The organism is Actinoplanes sp. M2I2, assembly GCF_023544445.1.
Lineage (GTDB): Bacteria > Actinomycetota > Actinomycetes > Mycobacteriales > Micromonosporaceae > Actinoplanes.
The window spans coordinates 1-15,850 of record NZ_JALPVJ010000014.1; the positions used below are offsets into that span (position 1 = coordinate 1).

Annotated in this window: 15 protein-coding genes; 4 read left to right on the plus strand and 11 right to left on the minus strand. The window is 71.9% G+C overall.

The genetic code is table 11. The annotated features are described in order from the left end of the window. Positions 1 to 481: 481 nt before the first annotated feature. Entirely contained in the window at positions 482 to 904 is a 423-nt protein-coding gene (locus HJC40_RS27380; protein WP_250005154.1) for a hypothetical protein, read from the plus strand. 469 nt (positions 905 to 1,373) lie between these two features. Here the strand turns inward: HJC40_RS27380 and HJC40_RS27385 are convergent, their stop codons facing one another. The 5 genes from HJC40_RS27385 to HJC40_RS27405 all read right to left on the minus strand — a co-directional run bounded on the left by HJC40_RS27385 (position 1,374) and on the right by HJC40_RS27405 (position 5,025). Beyond that, entirely contained in the window at positions 1,374 to 2,039 is a 666-nt protein-coding gene (locus HJC40_RS27385; RefSeq protein WP_250005157.1) for a Bax inhibitor-1 family protein, read from the minus strand. A 365-nt stretch (positions 2,040 to 2,404) separates the two neighbouring features. After that, positions 2,405 to 2,944: a dihydrofolate reductase family protein gene (locus tag HJC40_RS27390; protein ID WP_250005160.1), complete on the minus strand. Its 540-nt coding sequence runs from the start codon at positions 2,942 to 2,944 to the stop codon at positions 2,405 to 2,407. A 28-nt stretch (positions 2,945 to 2,972) separates the two neighbouring features. Continuing rightward, complete coding sequence (locus tag HJC40_RS27395; RefSeq protein WP_250005162.1) at positions 2,973 to 3,353, minus strand: YccF domain-containing protein; 381 nt, start codon at positions 3,351 to 3,353, stop codon at positions 2,973 to 2,975. A gap of 31 nt (positions 3,354 to 3,384) precedes the next feature. Next, positions 3,385 to 4,155 (minus strand): mechanosensitive ion channel family protein, encoded by a 771-nt coding sequence (locus tag HJC40_RS27400; RefSeq protein WP_250005166.1) that lies wholly within the window; start codon positions 4,153 to 4,155, stop codon positions 3,385 to 3,387. Positions 4,156 to 4,596: 441 nt separating this feature from the next. Then, positions 4,597 to 5,025 carry a VOC family protein gene (locus HJC40_RS27405; RefSeq protein WP_250005169.1) on the minus strand — a complete coding sequence of 143 codons (429 nt, stop codon included), beginning with the start codon at positions 5,023 to 5,025 and terminating at the stop codon, positions 4,597 to 4,599. 62 nt (positions 5,026 to 5,087) lie between these two features. On the opposite strand from HJC40_RS27405, the gene HJC40_RS27410 reads away from it, so the two are divergent. Continuing rightward, entirely contained in the window at positions 5,088 to 6,020 is a 933-nt protein-coding gene (locus tag HJC40_RS27410; protein WP_250005172.1) for a YafY family protein, read from the plus strand. A gap of 20 nt (positions 6,021 to 6,040) precedes the next feature. Here the strand turns inward: HJC40_RS27410 and HJC40_RS46270 are convergent, their stop codons facing one another. The 3 genes from HJC40_RS46270 to HJC40_RS27425 all read right to left on the minus strand — a co-directional run bounded on the left by HJC40_RS46270 (position 6,041) and on the right by HJC40_RS27425 (position 9,509). Then, positions 6,041 to 8,107 (minus strand): ATP-binding protein, encoded by a 2,067-nt coding sequence (locus tag HJC40_RS46270; protein ID WP_250005175.1) that lies wholly within the window; start codon positions 8,105 to 8,107, stop codon positions 6,041 to 6,043. A gap of 75 nt (positions 8,108 to 8,182) precedes the next feature. Continuing rightward, positions 8,183 to 8,731: a snapalysin family zinc-dependent metalloprotease gene (locus tag HJC40_RS27420; RefSeq protein ID WP_250005178.1), complete on the minus strand. Its 549-nt coding sequence runs from the start codon at positions 8,729 to 8,731 to the stop codon at positions 8,183 to 8,185. Positions 8,732 to 8,858: 127 nt separating this feature from the next. Then, positions 8,859 to 9,509: a TetR/AcrR family transcriptional regulator gene (locus HJC40_RS27425; RefSeq protein WP_250005181.1), complete on the minus strand. Its 651-nt coding sequence runs from the start codon at positions 9,507 to 9,509 to the stop codon at positions 8,859 to 8,861. Positions 9,510 to 9,706: 197 nt separating this feature from the next. Here HJC40_RS27425 and HJC40_RS27430 point away from each other — a divergent pair, with 197 nt between their 5' ends. Then, the gene (locus HJC40_RS27430; protein WP_250005184.1) at positions 9,707 to 11,995 is read left to right on the plus strand and encodes a bifunctional diguanylate cyclase/phosphodiesterase; all 2,289 of its coding nucleotides are present in this window, start codon (positions 9,707 to 9,709) and stop codon (positions 11,993 to 11,995) included. On the opposite strand, the gene HJC40_RS27435 is transcribed toward HJC40_RS27430, so the two are convergent. Beyond that, a complete protein-coding gene (locus tag HJC40_RS27435; RefSeq protein WP_250005187.1) occupies positions 11,973 to 13,373 on the minus strand; it encodes an Nramp family divalent metal transporter in 1,401 nt (466 codons plus the stop codon). The two genes, HJC40_RS27430 and HJC40_RS27435, sit on opposite strands and share 23 nt — an antisense overlap. Continuing rightward, complete coding sequence (locus tag HJC40_RS27440) at positions 13,342 to 14,193, minus strand: shikimate dehydrogenase (protein WP_250005189.1); 852 nt, start codon at positions 14,191 to 14,193, stop codon at positions 13,342 to 13,344. The genes HJC40_RS27435 and HJC40_RS27440 overlap by 32 nt, the downstream gene beginning before the upstream one ends. Positions 14,194 to 14,243: 50 nt before the next feature. On the opposite strand from HJC40_RS27440, the gene HJC40_RS27445 reads away from it, so the two are divergent. Beyond that, positions 14,244 to 15,047, plus strand: coding sequence for an SDR family NAD(P)-dependent oxidoreductase (locus HJC40_RS27445; protein ID WP_250005192.1), 804 nt, complete (start codon positions 14,244 to 14,246; stop codon positions 15,045 to 15,047). Between the two features lie 20 nt (positions 15,048 to 15,067). Here the strand turns inward: HJC40_RS27445 and HJC40_RS27450 are convergent, their stop codons facing one another. Further along, positions 15,068 to 15,781: an alpha/beta fold hydrolase gene (locus HJC40_RS27450; protein WP_250005194.1), complete on the minus strand. Its 714-nt coding sequence runs from the start codon at positions 15,779 to 15,781 to the stop codon at positions 15,068 to 15,070. Between the last annotated feature and the right edge of the window lie 69 nt (positions 15,782 to 15,850).

Here is a 15,850-nt window from a genome sequence, read left to right on the forward strand (position 1 = left end):
ATCAGGCAGCGGAGCTCCCGGTGTCAAGGGCGTCTTAGAGTGACCACCCTCTATACAGGAGCTCCGCTGTTTTCATGCCTACGACACACCTTGACGACCGCCCGCACCGCCTAACTGAACGGCGTTGCATCTAGACCACCGGCGCCGACGCCACCGGACGGTAAAGCGCAAGCCGCCCCTGCGGCCAGGGTCAGGCCGACACCCACTCCAACCAGCCCCGGCCGTCCATCCGATAGCCGGGCGCCGTTCGACACCCACCCCAAACAGGCCCAGCCCTCCATCCGATAGCCGGAAGCCGTTCGACACCCACCCCAAACAGGCCCAGCCCTCCATCCGGGGAGTCCGCCCAGCCCGGACGCGGCCCCCTCTGACGTCGGCTTGCCCGGCTGATCAGGCGTCCGCGCGGGTGAGATGGGATCGCGTAACGTGGCCCTTTCCGGATGGCCTTCAGCCGGCCTCCAGTCCGGAGAGAAGAGGCAGCATGCCGCGGGCGGTCGGCACGACGGGTCAGATCATCCTGGGTGCGCTGCTGCTGTTCACCGGCACCGCTCACCTGACCTTCGCGCGGGCGGAGTTCCAGGCGCAGGTGCCGTCGTGGCTGCCGATCGACGAGAACGTCGTGGTCGTCGCGTCGGGCGTCGTCGAGCTCTGTCTCGCGGTGGCCCTGCTCACCACCTGGAAGCAACCTCGCCGCGGCATCGTCGGCGCGGTCACGGCGGCGTTCTTCGTGGCGATCCTGCCCGGCAACATCGCCCAGTTCACCGAGCACCGCGACGCCTTCGGCCTCGACACCGACGCCGCCCGCGCAGTCCGGTTGCTCTTCCAGCCGCTGCTCGTTGTCTGGGCCCTCGTCGTGACGAGCGCCGTCCCCACAGTGCGCTCGCTGGCCCGCCGCCGCGCCTGATCGACCGCCCACTTCCGGGCAGGGCACCGGCCGTTCACGATGGACCAGCCTCCAGGCGCTGTCGCACGCCATCGGGAACTGTCAGGAGTTGTCACCAGCCGTTGGGGCGCCCACCTCGGACTTTCAGAGCCGGGTCAGAAGTCATCACCAGCCGTTGGACCGCTCACCGCGCGCTGTCGCAGACCATGGGGACCGGTGATGAACCGTCACCTGCTGTTGAAGCGCGCCCGCCTGGCACTGTCGGAGCCGGGCCAGAAGTTATCCCCAGACATCGCAGCACCCACCGCACGCTGTCGGACCCGGTCCTGAGCCGTCACCCGCCGCTGGAACTCCCACCAGGCACTGTCGAGCCCGACCAGAAGTGGTCACCCGCCGTTGGAACGCCCACCGCGGGCTATCGGGCCGGGCCAACAGTCGTCACCCGCCGTTGAAGCGTCCACCAGGCACTGTCGAGGCCGACCAGGAGTCATCACCGGTCGTTGGAGCGGCCGCCGATGATCTGGAGGAAGAACAGGAAGACGTTGAGGATGTCGAGGAAGATCGACGCGGCGATGAGCGGGGCCGAGGCGAGGTCGGTGTTCCGGCGCAGGCGCTGGAAGTTGATCATTGTGAGGGCGGCGAAGATCACCAGCCCGAGCACGGCGTAGACCAGCGCGCCGTTCGGGATGCTCACGAAGACGAGCACGAGGCCGAAAATGATCAGCGCCACCAACGCCCAGAAGGCGTACCGGGCCAGCGCCGACAGGTCGCGGCGGGTGGCGTAGCCGGCGGCGCCGAAGCCGGCGATGAACAGCGCCGTCGCCCCGCCCGACTGCCACAGCGCCTGCGGGTCCTGACCGGCGTAATAGGACAGCGTGGGGGCCACGGCCAGACCGATGAACAGGCCGAACGCGGCGAGCAGGCCGACGGTCAGCTCGCGCGAGCGGCGGGACGCGAACTGCATGCCGATGAGCGCGGCGAACGCGGCCACGAAGGCGATGATGCCCGCGCCTCCACCGAGGTCGCGGCCGAGGTACGCGCCGAGCGCGAACAAGGCGGCGGTGCCCGCGACGAAGGCCATCGTCCGGGCGAACAGGAGGTGGCTCTGGTCCCGGGTGGCGATGCCCGCCGGGCGGTACGCGATGGAGTCGTCCATGGCTTCACTCTGGCCCTCTCCCCAGGGGAACCGAGCCAGGGAAGGTCCCTGGTCGTCACCGGCCCCGGGGGTGTCGAGCGCGTGGGTACCCGAGCCCCCGCCCGCGCAGCGGGGACCGGCGTGGTGTCGCCGGTCACGACCGCGGGGGCGGCACGTTTCCGCAGGTCGCCACTCTGCCGGCACCGCCTGCTGCGCTGCGCGTCACGTCACGACGCGCCTGGTGGATCACGTGGGTGAGAGGTCCAGGTCGAGGCTGACGGCGTCCGCATGGCGGACCAATACCGGGTTGTATCGAGCCGTTCTGCGGACGCCGTCAGGCGCGGCCTGGGCCACGCCGGAGCCCCGCCTGATCCACCAGTCGCGCCCTACAGCGGGTGCACGTCGTAGTCGAGCAGCACGCCGCCGGACGGCGTCGAGGTGGACTGTCGCAGACTCACCCGGCCCGCGACGGTCTCGTCGAAGAGCTTGCGGCCGCCGCCGGCCAGCGCCGGGAAGACGACGAGCCGCATCCGGTCGATCAGGCCGGCGGCGAGCAGCGAGCGGGTCAGGCGCAGGCTGCCGTGGACGCCGATGTCACCGCCGGGCCGGGTCTTGAGATCACGGACGACGTCGAGCGCGTCGCTCGTCACGACAGTCGTGCCGGTCCAGTCGACCGGTGGCCGGGTGGACGTGAAGACGTACTTCTCGACGTTGTTGATGAAGTCGGCGAACACGGGGTAGCCCGCGCTCGGCCAGTAGGACGCCCATTCGTCGTACATCTGCCGGCCCAGCAGAACGGTGTCCTGCCGGCCGATCAGGTCGCGTAGGTTGGCGTCCATCGTCTCGTCGAACTCGGCGGCGAACGTCTCGGGGCTTTCCGCCACGCCGTCCAGGGACATCAGGGAGTAGAGAACCACGGTGCGCATGCCGGTCAGACCGGCCGGCCGGGCCGAACTAATCGGTCAGGTCGACGATCTCGCGGCCGAGGGGCCAGAACGCCACCGGCACCAGCTTGAAGTTCGCGATGCCGAACGGGATGCCGATGATGGTGACGCACTGGGCGATGCCGGCGACGATGTGGGTGAGCGCCAGCCACCAGCCCGCGACGACCACCCAGACGATGTTGGCGACGCCGGAGGCCACGCCCGCGGTGGGGCGGCTGACCACCGTACGGCCGAAGGGCCACAGCGAGTAGACCGCGAGCCGCAGCGAGGCGATGCCGAAGGGGATCGTCACGATCAGCGCGAAGCAGATGAGGGCGGCCACGCCGTAGCCGATCGCGAGCACGAAGCCGCTGCCGAAGATGAACCACAGGACGTTCAGGATCAATCGCACAGATCAAGCATGACCGGCCCGCGCCACCGCCTCAGCCTTCGTCGCGCTTCCGGCCGGGCTCGTCGGTGAGCCCGGGGGCGGCCGCGGTAGTGGCCGCCGGGGCGACGTCGACCGGCTCGGGGGCGCCGGGCGGGCCAACCGGGTCGGGCTGGGGCTCGGGCTCGGGCTCGCCGTCGGAGGGGCCGACCGCGGCGGCCAGCAGCGCCGAGTTCGGGATGTTGAGCGGGCCCTCGGCGGTCTCCAGCACCGTGTAGAGCAGTCCCGCGGAGACGACCGTGCCGTAGAGCGGGCCGATGATCGCGCCGGACAGCACGCGCACCCGCTGGCCCGGCAGGTAGGGGCGGGCGAACAGCAGGACGAGACCGGCGAACAGGTTGCTCAGCACCGGCTGGGCGGCCAGGCCCAGGATGACCCCGGTGACCGCGCCGCCGACCAGCACGTTGCGCAGGCCGACGCCGAGCAGATCACAGACGACGAAGACGGTGATCAGATAGCCGGCCAGCTGGACCAGCAGGCGCAGCGGGGTGGCGGCGACCTCCCCGGCGCGTGCCTGGGTGATGCGGTGTACCTCGCGGGAGGCGGTCCGGGTGGAGAGGATGCCGGCCACGGCGACCAGCACGGCGCAGCCCCAGGCGACCAGCCTGTCCCGCAGCGCCGGCGAGTCGATGTCACCGACCTGGGTGCCCACGATCAGGGCGGCCAGCGCGAGCAGGCCGAACACCACCGCCTTGCGGAAGTCGGGGCGGACGTGCTGCTCGAGCACCGTCCACGAATCGCCCTGCCGTCGCGTCCTGCTGATCATGGTGCCCCCTTCCGCGGCGACCGGATCCTATCGGTGTCGCGGTGACCAGCACCTCCGTTCCCCCGACCACTCCCTCTCCGGCCGAAACTTCCGGAGAATCGCCGACCCCGCACCGTACGGATTCCTGGCAGTCCTCGATATCTTCGGGGCTCCGCGGCTGGTGAGCTGTGGCTTGCCGCGTACGGGCGGGCCGTTGTTACCGTTGTCTTTCCGGAAGTTGTTGACACCCCGGATGCTCCGCAACAATACTGACGACATCGACGGAGCTCTACTTCCGCCGATGCGGGTCACCCGGACGACCCGCTCCCCCCGGCGCCGTCCCCACGGTTCCGGTAGCCGCCGCGACGACGCCGGCCTGCGGTGGCCGCCACCCTTGGCCACCGAATCCGCCTCGCCGGCGTCGTCGCGCGCCGCACCCGCCGGCCGGCCGGCCGGCTGCGATCATCGTTCTTCCGTCGGGCCCCGGGTCGCGAGCACGTCGTCGTAGTGCTGGTTGCGCATGACGCCGAGGATGTTGCCGTACGGGTCGAGGACCGACGCCGTCACGTAACCCGGGCCGCGCTCGGTCGGCTCCTCGTGCCGGGTCGCCCCGAGCGAGAGCAACCGCCGGTAGGCCGCCTCGACGTCGTCGACCGCCCAGTACACGATCACGCCGGCCGGCTGCCCGGCGTGCGGGTGCGGGGCGAACTTGCTGTTCAGCAGCCCGAACTCGTGCTGGTAGTCGCCGATCCGCCATTCCAGGTAGGCGCCCTCGCGGACGAAGTACGGCTCCGCCTCGAACACGCCGGTGTACCAGGCCCGGGCCGCGTCGAGGTCGTCGGCGAAGACGGTGACGGTGGTGAGCCCGCGAAGCGCTGCTGAAGAAGTCATGAGCTCATCCTCCGGCGTAAAGTGCTCACCTTCTGAGCACTTTACGAGGCAGAATTCCGGGCATGCGCGCCGACCGTCTCGTCGCGGCCCTCCTGCTGATGCAGGCCCGCGGCCGCGTCACCGCCGCCGAACTGGCGACCGAGCTGGAGATCTCGGTGGCCACCGCCCGCCGGGACCTCGAGGCGCTGTCCGCGGCCGGCATCCCGGTCTATCCGCAACCCGGCCGGCACGGCGGCTGGCAGCTAATCGGCGGGGCGCGCACCGACCTCAGCGGCCTGACCGCGTCCGAGGCCCGGGCCCTGTTCCTGCTGGCCGGCCCGGCCGCCGCGACGTCCGACGAGGTCAAGGCGGCCCTGCGCAAGCTGATGCGGGCGCTGCCCGAGACGTACCGGACCGAGGCGCAGGCGGCCGCCGACGCCACGCTGATCGACCCGTCGCGCTGGGGTGAGAACGTCCGCGACCGCCCGGACGAGGTGCGGCGGGTCCAGGAAGCCGTCGTCCGCCGGCGCCGGATCCGGTTCCGCTACAAGGACGTCCAGCGCGAGGCCGACCCGTGGGGGCTGATCGACAAGGACGGCGTCTGGTATCTGATCGCCGGCACCGACCGCGGGCAGCGCACGTTCCGGCTCGACCGGGCCGCCGACCTCGAGGTGACCGGCGAGACCTTCGAACGCCCCGACGACTTCACCCTCGACGCGGCGTGGGATCAGGTGGTCGGCGCGATGGAGGAACGCCGGTCCCGCACGTGGGCCACCGTCCTGATCCCCGAGCGCTTCCTGTGGGTGCTGCGGGACCACTTCGGACGCCACTGCCACCCCGGCGACGCGCTCGGTGACGGCCGCGTCCGGGTCCGGGTGGGCGCCCCGACCGCGCGCGACCTCGCTCGCACGCTCTCCGGCTGGGGCTCGGCCGTCGAGGTGGTCGGCCCGGCCGCCGTACGGTCGGAGCTGGCCCGCATCGGCGCCGAGCTCACGTCGCTCTACGCCGACCGCTGAGCCGCGCCGTCCTAGGGGCCTCAACCCCTCGGCGACACCTTGTCCGGCTCGGGGGCGCGCAGCCGGGAGCCGGGCGAGGCGCGCGGGACGGTCAGCGTGAAGACCGCGCCGTGCGGGTGGTTCGGCTCGTACGCGACATCGAGACCGCCGGCCTGCGCGAGCTGACGCACCAGGTAGAGGCCGAGACCGGTGCCCGCCGTGGTGGTCGCGACGCCGGAGCCGGCCCGGGTGAACCGGTCGAACAGATGCGGCACGAACTCCGGCGGCACGCCCTCGCCGTGGTCGGCCACCCGGATGGCCACCATGTCGCCGGTGTTCGTCACGGTCACCTCGATCGGCGGGCGGCCGTACTTCGACGCGTTGGTGAGCAGGTTGCCCAGGATCAGCTGCAGCTGGCCCGGGTCGGCCAGGCCGGTGGTCTCGTCGGGAGCGATGACCGAGACCGGGCTGCCCGCGCTGATGTGGTGGGCCGCGACCGCCTCCCGCGCGGCGTGCGAGACGTCGAGCCGGACCGGCCGGGCGAGCATCACCCCGGCGTCGAACTGGGCCAGCATCAGGATGTCGGTGACCAGGTCGTTGGCCCGGTGGCCGGCGACGGTCATCCGGCGGACGTCGTGGGTCCGGGCGTGCTCGGGCAGGCCGGCCCACTCCTCGAGCAGCAACTCCCCCAGCCCGACGATCTTGGCCAGCGGCTGGCGGACGTCGTGGCTGAGCATCGCCATCACGTCGGCCAGGTGGGTGTTGGCCTCCTGCAGCTGCTCGGCGCGCTGGGCCAGCTCGGCCTCGTTGCGGTCGCGCTCGCGCTCGAGGGCGTTGCGTTCCGAGACGTCGATGATCTGGGTGGCGAAGTACAGCGGGCGGTCGTCCTCGTCCCGCAGCAGCGCGCTGGTGATCGACGCCTCGACGACCTCCCCGTCCGTCCGGACGTACCGCTTGTCGACGTCGAAGCCGTCCAGCCGCCCGGTCAGGCAGGCCCGCATCCGGGACGGGGTCAGACCGGCGTCGTCGGGGTGGGTGAAGTCCTCGAGGCTGCGGCCGAGCAGGTCCTCCCCGGCCGCGCCGAAGAGCTGGCCGGCTGCCGGGTTGACGCGCACACAGCGGCCGTTCAGGTCGGCGAGCACCATGCCGATGCGCGAGCCGTCGAAGACCTTGCGGAAGCGGCGCTCGCTGAGGAGTAGGTCGCGGCGGCCGGCCCGGGCCCGGCCGGCCGCCGCCACCACCGCGAGGCCGACGATCGCGGCACCGCCCAGGGCGGCCCGCCCGGCCAGCTCGTTGTCGCGCAGGGAGGCGAACAGCACGTCCTCGCGCACGGTGGCCGACATCCGCCACGGCGTGCCTTGTACCGCGACGGACGCGTATCGCCACCACCCGTCGCCGGCCCGGTAACGGCCGTCCGGATGGTGGCGCAGGGCCGCCGCGAGGGGTGCGTCCTGGCCGGCCAACGTCGGTGCGCCGGTCGTGAACTGCTCGGTCGTGGCCACGATCTTGCCGCTCGGGTCGTCCAGCCGGACCCGGGCGCCGTCGAGCGACAGGGCGCTGGTGAAGTACGACGCCAGCGGGCTCGCGCGGATCGGGATGGCGCCGGAGAAGACGCGCCGGCCCGAGGTCGTCTCGAACGGCACCGCGAACGCGACGGACGGCACGGAATCCGCAGCGTTGGGCACCACCCCGGACACCGCCGGTTGCCCGCGCAAGGCCGAGCGAAGATGCTCGTACCGGGCTCCGAGGTCCTGGCCGATCATCCCCGGGTCGGCCGGGTAGGTCTGCAGGACTCGGCCCCGGGCGTCGAGCAGCACAGCCGACGGGTAGCCGAAGCCGGCGACCGCGCGGGTGAAGTCCCGGCTCTGCACGACCGGGTCGGACAGCGAGGCCCGCGCCTGGACACGTTGCCGGACCAGCACGTCGGTCGCGACGCCGGTCATGAAGTCGCCCAGGGTGGCGACGCCGTGGTCGAAGCGCCCGGCCACCGCGTCGCGGCTGCGTTCCTGCTGCCACAGCAGCACCGCGGCGCCCAGCATCACCAGCGCCAGCCACACCGCCAGGGGCGCCGCGGCCGGGCGCCCCCAACGGTTGACCACGCGCGGCACACGCACAACCCTCCGGTCGGCAGCCGGGCCGACTTGCTGAGCGGCCCGGACCGGCGCGCGGGTCCGGGCTGGGCCTCAGCCCGCGAGCGCGGGCTGCCAGACGTACGTCCGGGGGGTCGTCCGGGCGACGGCCGACGAGCGGAAGTTCGCGTCGACCTGGGCCAGCTCGCGCGAGTTGGGGTAGGAGTTGGTGCAGGAGACCGGGGCGCTGCTGCCCGACATCAGGTCGGCGCACAGGCCCGTGCGGCGGTCGGGCAGGCCGAGGATGTGCCCCAGCTCGTGGGCGGCGATCCGGGGCGGGTGGTAGCCCTCGTTGACGGCCTGGCGGCCCATCCAGACGCGGCCGTTGCCGAGCGAGGTCGTCTGCGCGCGGGGCCAGCCGTTGTCGGCGTAGATGCGGATGTTGGGCGTGCGGCCGGCCGGGACCGGTTCGAGGCGCACGTTGGTGGATCGGCTGTTCCAGATCTGGGCGCCCTGGTTGACCACGGCCACGAACTCCTGCGCCTGGCCGGCGTCGTAGTAGAGCACGCGGGGCGCGGCGGAAGCGGGAGCGGCGCCGGCGACCAGCACACCGGCGAACGCGACAGCCGAGAACAGCGCGGCCGCCAACCGTCGAAGAAGCATCAGACCCTCCTGCGGGGGATGTGGGGGTGTCCTGGCCCCGACCCTAGCCACCCACAGATGAAGGTCGATGCTTTCCGGGCATACCGATTCCCTCCTACCCCCGGTGCGATCGGCCCGCGAGCGGTAGTCAGGCGGTGGCGGTCACGTGGGCCACGACCAGGTCGCCGATCATCCGACGCAGGTGGGCCCGCAGGCGCGGGTCGAGCAGGTCGCGGTCGAAGATGGCCTGGAACGTGTAGCGGTTGGCTCCCCGGAAGATGCAGAACGCGCTGATGATCATGTGAACGTCGAGGGCGTCGAGATCGTCGCGGAACAGGCCGGCGGCCACGCCGCGCGCCATGATGCGGGTCAGGACGTCGAGGGCGGGGGCCGCCAGACCGTCGCGGGCGCGCGATTTCAGCAGGTGCTGGGCGTAGTGGATGTTCTCGATGGCCACCAGCCGGACGAAGTCCTGGTGCTCCTCGTGGTGGTCGAAGGTGAGCTCGGCCAGCTTGCGCAGCGCCTCGACCGGCTCGAGGTGGTCGACGTCGAGTTTCTGCTCGAGCAGCCGGATGCGCTGGTAGGCCTGTTCCAGAACGGCGAGGTACAGCCCTTCCTTACCACCGAAGTAGTAGTAGATCATCCGCTTGGTGGTGCGCGTCTTGGCCGCGATCTCGTCGACCCGCGCGCCGGCGTACCCCTGGTCGGCGAACTCGTGCGTCGCGACGTCGATGATCTCGGCCCGGGTGCGCTCGGCATCCCGCACCCGCTCACCGGGCGTCGCCGCTCCCGCTGCCATGCGTTTCCCTCCACCCGGCTCACCGTCGACTCTAACCGCGGGCGACCCGCCGCACCCGGGCGGCACGACGGCCCTCGACGGCGGCCGGCCCCGCGCGATCTTGAGCAGGTGACGATCAAAGCCGCGGGGACGGAGCTTTCAGATCCGCCGGGCCCCGGCCGAAGGAGGTAGTCGAACCTCGTAGGAGATGGGAAGTCATGCCTCGTTGGTGCCGCGTCCACGCACAGGAACTCGCCGGCGCGCTGCTGGTCGCGCTGGGCGCGATCTGGCTCGTCGCCGGGTTGTCGCACGTGTACGCGCATCCGGTCATCGGCTGGCTGCCGCTGCCCGTCGGCACCGCCCTCGCGGCGATCGCCTGCGCGCGGGCCGCCCGGGACGACCGCCTCGACCCGGGCACACGGCGTTTCTGGTGGCACCTGACCCTGGCCGGCGTCTTCTTCACCGGCGGGACCGTCAGCAACGCCTTCGACGCGGTCGGCGGGCCGGTGCCGTCCCAGCAGGTCGGCCCGGTCACCGTCGCCTTCTATCTGGCCGTCCTCGGGATCGTCATCTGGGCGCTGCTGCGACTGCCCTCGTGGCAGCGCAGCCGGGCCGACTGGATCCGGTTCGCGCTGGACGCCTGCATGGTGCTGGTCACGGTGGGCGCCCTGGTCTGGCACCTGTCCCTGCGGGACCACGAGCGCTGGATGGCCCAGACCGGCTCGGCCGGCCCCATGCTGGCCATCATGCTGTCGGCCTTCGTCGGCGTCGCGACGTTCGTCAAGGTCGGCTTCGCCGGGGCCGGGCGGCTCGACCGGCAGGCCATCCACGTGCTTGCGGTGGGCGCCGCCATCGCCGCCTCGCTCGGCGGCATGTCGCCCTTCTTCAGCGAGCGGCCCTACCTGTCGACGAGCCTGGTCGCCGTGCCGGTGGCCGCACTGGCCATCAATCTCGCCGCCGCCCGCCAGCGGTTCAACGGCGACCGTACGCCCGGCACCCGCACGGCGTCGCGGAAGATCAGCCTGCTGCCGTATTTCGCGGTGGCTGTGACCGACGTGCTGCTGCTCTCGACCGGCACCGGCGACGCCGCCGAGACGACTGCCATGCAGACCGTCGCCGTCGTCCTCACCGCGCTGGTCGTGGTGCGGCAGATCCTGGCTCTGCGCGACAACCAGAAGCTGGTCGACGAGTTGCGCGGCTACCAGAAGCGCCTCACCCACCAGGCCACCCACGACAGCCTGACCGGGATCGCCAACCGCGCCCTGATGGAGCAGCACGTCGACCGGCTGATCGCCGGGGGCAGCCGGTTCCACGTGGCCCTGCTCGACCTGGACGACTTCAAGACCGTCAACGACCGGCTCGGCCACCACGTCGGCGACCAGCTGATCGGGGTCACCAGCCGCCGGCTGGCCCACGTCGTCGGCGACCGGGGCCTGGTCGCGCGGCTCGGCGGCGACGAGTTCACGCTGGTCATCCCGGCCGGCTGTGACGCCGAGGCGCTGGTGCGAGAGGTGATCGAGGCGGTCGGCGCGCCGGCCGAGCTAGCTGGGCACACCGTGATCACCGCGGCCAGCGTGGGGCTCACGACGGCCCGTCCCGGCGACGACCCGGCCGAGGTGCTGCGGCGGGCCGACGTCGCGATGTACGCGGCCAAGACCGCCGGCGGCGACGGGTGGCACTGGTTCGACGCGGCCATGGACCAGGCCGCCGACGCCGACGCGCGCCTGGCCGCCGAGCTGCGCCGCGCCCCGGCCGACGGGCAGCTGGTCGCGCTCTACCAGCCCATCGTGAGCCTGCCCGGCGGCGATCCGGTCGGGGCGGAGGTGCTGGTGCGCTGGCAGCACCCGGTCCGCGGGCTGCTCGGGCCGGACGCGTTCATCCCGCTGGCCGAGCGCAACGGGTCCGTCGTCGAGCTCGGCGACTGGGTGCTGCGGGAGGCCGTGCAGCAGGCCGTCCGGTGGCAGCAGCGCCTGGGCGACCGGGCCCCCGAGCGGATCAGCGTCAACGTCTCGGCCCGTCAGCTCGCCGACCCGCGCTTCGTCGACCGGGTCGCGGAGCTGCTGACCGCCAGCGGCCTCGAGCCGGCGCGGCTGATGCTCGAGGTGACCGAGACGGCCGTGCTGGCCGCGGACCTGGCGACCGAGCAGCTGCACCGCCTCAAGGCCCTCGGGGTGCGGATCGCCCTGGACGACTTCGGCACCGGGCACTCCTCGCTCAGCCTGCTGCTCGACTGCCCGGTCGACGTGCTCAAGGTGGACAAGTCGTTCGTCAGCGGCACCACCGCGGGCCGGGCCGGCGCGATCATCGTGCGCAACCTGATCGGCTTCACCGACGACTTCGGCATCGACGCGGTCGCCGAGGGCGTCGAGACGACGGGTCAGGCGGCCCGGCTGCACGAGGCCGGATACCAGTTCGCGCAGGGCTACCTCTTCGGGCGGCCGATGGACGCGGCCGCCCTCGAGGAGCTCTTCGCGAACCGCGTGACTACAGGCGCTGCAGCTGCGTGACGACCATGGCGACGGCGAAGAAGCCGTAGAACGCGATGGCCACGAGCATCCCGCCGAGCCGCCAGCCCCGCAGCCGCACCTCGGCCGCCAGGTCGCGCGTGTTCAGGCGGACCAGAAGGATCGAATAGAGCAGGGTGACCACCGACGCCGCACAGGTCGACACGATGAGCAGGCCCAGCGGCTGGCTGAAGCCGGCCAGCAGGATCGCCGACCCCAGCACGATCTCGGCCCAGACCACGGTCAGGTAGAGCCGGGGCTCGGTCCAGCGGGCCGAGGCGGTGAGATAGGTGCGGCGCAGGAAGTCCGAGACGACCCGGCCGATGATGTCGAGCAGGCCCATCGCCGCGGCCCAGAGCGACACCACCGCGACCGCGAGGAACAGCACCTTGAGCCAGCCGCCGACCGCGGCCGAGAGGAGGTCGGCCTCGATGCGCAGGAACGAGGTGTCGTTCTTGACGTCGTCCCGGCCGAACAGCAACTGGTAGGCCAGCAGGCACATGACCGTGATGGTCACGAAGCAGACCGCCACGAAGGTGGCCAGGTGCTCGGCGTTGGCCCGCTTCCACCACACCTGCCAGCGCGCCAGGTTGGCCTCGTCGGCCGGGAAGGCGTACCGGTCGGTGCCCGCCGCCTCCTCCCGGCCGGTGATCGGCGAGACGAGCCGCGGGACGTGCGCGCCCATGCCGTAGCGCTTGTCGCGGATCCAGTTGCTCAGGACCAGGTTGTGGACGCCGCCCGCGCCGGCCGCCCCGATCGCGCTCAGCAGCAGGGTGAACGTGATGCCGTCGGGGATCTGCCCGAACTCCGTGACCGTGGCCCGGGCGCCGTCGCCCCACGTGCCCAGCGAGATCACGAAGATGACCACCACGATCAGGAAGAAGATCGTGAGGCCCACCTTGACGAGCTCGACCCGCTCGACGGTGTTGTAGACCACTTTGGACACCGACAGCAGCACGCCGATGACGACCAGGGTGCCCACGGTGATCCAGACCGGGTCGCCCCCGCCGACCAGGTAGGTCAGGACCGTGCTGCCGCTGGTGGCCCAGCCCGGCCAGACGTACTGGAACGCCCCGGCCAGGCAGATGATGATGCCCCACCCCCGCCACCAGCGAGAGAAGCCGGCCACCACGGTCTGCCCGGTGGCCAGGGTGTAACGCTCGATCTCCATGTTGATCACGAACTGGACGGCGAGCGTGCAGAAGGCCAGCCAGAGCAGGCCGAGGCCGCCGATCGCGGTCAGGTAGGGCCATAGGATGATCTCGCCGGCGGCCATGCCGATGCCCACGGCGACGACACCGGGGCCGACCATGCGGCGCAGGGAGAGCGGTTCGGGGAGGTCACGGGTCTCAGCGGGCGCTTGGGTCTGGGAGGGATTCATGGCGGGCTCCGTCTTCGAGGAGTACGGCGTCGAGGTGGCGCAGCATCCGTGCGGTGTCGGGGGTTCGCCCGGTGAACAGCTCGAAGGCGGCGGCGGCCTGGTAGGCGCACATCGCCGTCCCGCCGACCGCCCGCAGTCCGGCGTCGCGGGCCGCGCGCAGCAGCGGCGTCTCGACCGGCATGTAGACGATGTCGGCCACCCACAGGCCACGGTGGAGCAGCTCGGTGGGCAGCGGCAGTCCCGGGTGGGCACGCATGCCGGCCGGGCTGGCGTTGACCAGCCCGCCGGCGTCGGCGATCGCCGCGGGCAGATCCCGCGGAGCGGCGACCGAGAGGCGGGGATCGTCGTAGCGGGCGGCGAGCTGCTCGCGCCGGCCGGCGTCCGGGTCGACGACGGTCAGGTGCTCGACGCCCATGGTGAGCTGGGCATAAGCGCAGGCGGCGCCGGCGCCGCCTGCGCCCGTCTGCACGACCCGGCCGCGCACGAGACCGCGGTAGGCCTCGGTGAAGCCGTACGCGTCGGTGTTGTGCCCGACCCGCTGCCCGTCGCGGAAGACGACGGTGTTGACCGCGCCGATCGCGCCGGCCTGCGGGGACAGGTGGTCGAGGAACCCGATCACCTGCTGCTTGAAGGGATGGGTGATGTTGAGCCCGGCGTAGCCGCTCTCCTGCGCGCGGCTGAGCAGGGCGCCGAGGGCGGCCGGGGTCTCCGCCTCGAACAACTCGTAGGTGAGGTCGAGGCCGTGGCCCCGGGCCTCGGCCTCGTGCAGCGCCGGGGACAGCGAGGTGCCGATGCCGGCCCCGATCAAGCCACACCGCATCCGCCGGCCCCGCTCCCTCAATGTACGAACTAGTACGTTAGTTATCCGCTGTGACCGGGCCCACTGTCAAGACCGAAATTGTCGTACCTCACTGGGACGATCCTCGGCATGACAGTCCCCGCCCACGACTCACCGCCGGCCGGCCGAGCCGGCCCGATCGCTCTGATCACAGCGTCGCGGATGAGGTCGCCGCGCTCGTCGAGCGGATCGACGCCGCCCATGGCCGTCTCGACGTGCTGGTCAACAACGTCTGGGGTGGCGACATGTTCACCGAGTGGGGCCGGACGCTGTGGGAGCATTCGCTCGATCGCGGTCTGCGCCTGCTCCACCAGGGCGTCGACACCCACCTCATCACCAGCCATCACGCCCTGCCCCTGATGATCCGGCGGCCGGGCGGCCTGGTCGTCGAGATGACCGACGGCAAGGCGATCGACGGCGACTACCGCGAGTCGGTGTTCTACGACCTGGTCAAGGTCTCGGTGATCCGGCTGGCCCAGGCGCAGGCGTCCGAGCTTCGTCCTCACCGTGGGGCGGCCGTGGCGGTGACGCCGGGCTGGCTGCGATCGGAGCGCATGCTCGACGCCTACGGGGTGACCGAGCCGACCTGGCGGGACGGCGTCGCCCGGGATCCGCACTTTTGCATCACCGAGTCCCCGCATTACGTCGGCCGGGGTGTCGCCGCGCTGGTCGCCGACGCGGAGGCCGCCCGCTTCTCCGGCCGCACCCTCTCGAGCGCCGACCTCGCCGCCGAATACGGCGTCACCGGCGTCGACGGGACACGCCCCGACTTCGCCCGCTATTACGCCGAGGTCATGGCGCCGGGCCGCCCCGCCGGCGATCAAGGCTTCCGATGAGGCAGCCCGCTCGTCCGGGGTCAGCCGGCGACGGCCTCGAGGATCGTCCGGGCCACGGCCCGGGGCTGCGAGACGCTCAGGGCGTGCGAGGCGCCGGCGATCTCGTGGGCCGCCTTGGCGCCGGCCCGGCCGGCCATCCAGCGGTGCAGTTCGACCGGGATGTTGAGGTCCGCGTCGCTGTAGACGAACCACGACGGGACGGCGCGCCACGCCGGCTCGTCCGCGGCCAGACCGGTGGAGAGCGCCGCCTCGGTGACCGGGCGCTGCGTCGCGGCCATCAGGGCGGCCTGGTCCGCGGGCACGTCGGCACAGAACTGGTGGTGGAAGACGTCGGGCCGGATGGTGAGTTCGTTGCCGCCGGTCGAGACCGGGTAGGCGGCGAGCGCCCCGCCGAGGGTGCTGCCGGGGAACTTCGTGGACAGGGCGAACGCCGACTCCCCGGTCGCAGGGGCGAACGCGTCGACGTAGACGAGCGCCTTCACGTCGTCGTTCCCGGCCGCGGCCTCGGTCACCACCATGCCGCCGTACGAATGGGCGACCAGCACGACCGGGCCGCCGACGCCGCCGAGGACGTCACTGAGGTACTGCGCGTCGCCGGCCAGGCTGCGCAAGGGATTCGCGACGGCGACGACGTCGAGCGACTCGCCGGACAGATGCTCGATCACGCCGTTCCAACTGGCGGATCCGGCGAACGCGCCGTGCACGAGCAGGACGGTGGGCTTGGTGCCGGACATGGTTTTCTCCTTCGGTACGACGGATGCTGTTCAGCAGCCGTGACCGGACAGCCGCCGGATCTGTGACCG

What these genes read in the sequence shown, in the direction of transcription:
- HJC40_RS27435 (WP_250005187.1), bottom strand. Translation starts at nt 13,373, where the DNA reads ATGAATCCCTCCCAGACCCAAGCGCCCGCTGAGACCCGTGACCTCCCC.
- HJC40_RS27400 (WP_250005166.1), bottom strand. Translation starts at nt 4,155, where the DNA reads ATGATCAGCAGGACGCGACGGCAGGGCGATTCGTGGACGGTGCTCGAG.
- HJC40_RS27405 (WP_250005169.1), bottom strand. Translation starts at nt 5,025, where the DNA reads ATGACTTCTTCAGCAGCGCTTCGCGGGCTCACCACCGTCACCGTCTTC.
- HJC40_RS27425 (WP_250005181.1), bottom strand. Translation starts at nt 9,509, where the DNA reads ATGGCAGCGGGAGCGGCGACGCCCGGTGAGCGGGTGCGGGATGCCGAG.
- HJC40_RS27380 (WP_250005154.1), top strand. Translation starts at nt 482, where the DNA reads ATGCCGCGGGCGGTCGGCACGACGGGTCAGATCATCCTGGGTGCGCTG.
- HJC40_RS27450 (WP_250005194.1), bottom strand. Translation starts at nt 15,781, where the DNA reads ATGTCCGGCACCAAGCCCACCGTCCTGCTCGTGCACGGCGCGTTCGCC.
- HJC40_RS27385 (WP_250005157.1), bottom strand. Translation starts at nt 2,039, where the DNA reads ATGGACGACTCCATCGCGTACCGCCCGGCGGGCATCGCCACCCGGGAC.
- HJC40_RS27410 (WP_250005172.1), top strand. Translation starts at nt 5,088, where the DNA reads ATGCGCGCCGACCGTCTCGTCGCGGCCCTCCTGCTGATGCAGGCCCGC.
- HJC40_RS27430 (WP_250005184.1), top strand. Translation starts at nt 9,707, where the DNA reads ATGCCTCGTTGGTGCCGCGTCCACGCACAGGAACTCGCCGGCGCGCTG.
- HJC40_RS27390 (WP_250005160.1), bottom strand. Translation starts at nt 2,944, where the DNA reads ATGCGCACCGTGGTTCTCTACTCCCTGATGTCCCTGGACGGCGTGGCG.
- HJC40_RS27440 (WP_250005189.1), bottom strand. Translation starts at nt 14,193, where the DNA reads ATGCGGTGTGGCTTGATCGGGGCCGGCATCGGCACCTCGCTGTCCCCG.
- HJC40_RS27420 (WP_250005178.1), bottom strand. Translation starts at nt 8,731, where the DNA reads ATGCTTCTTCGACGGTTGGCGGCCGCGCTGTTCTCGGCTGTCGCGTTC.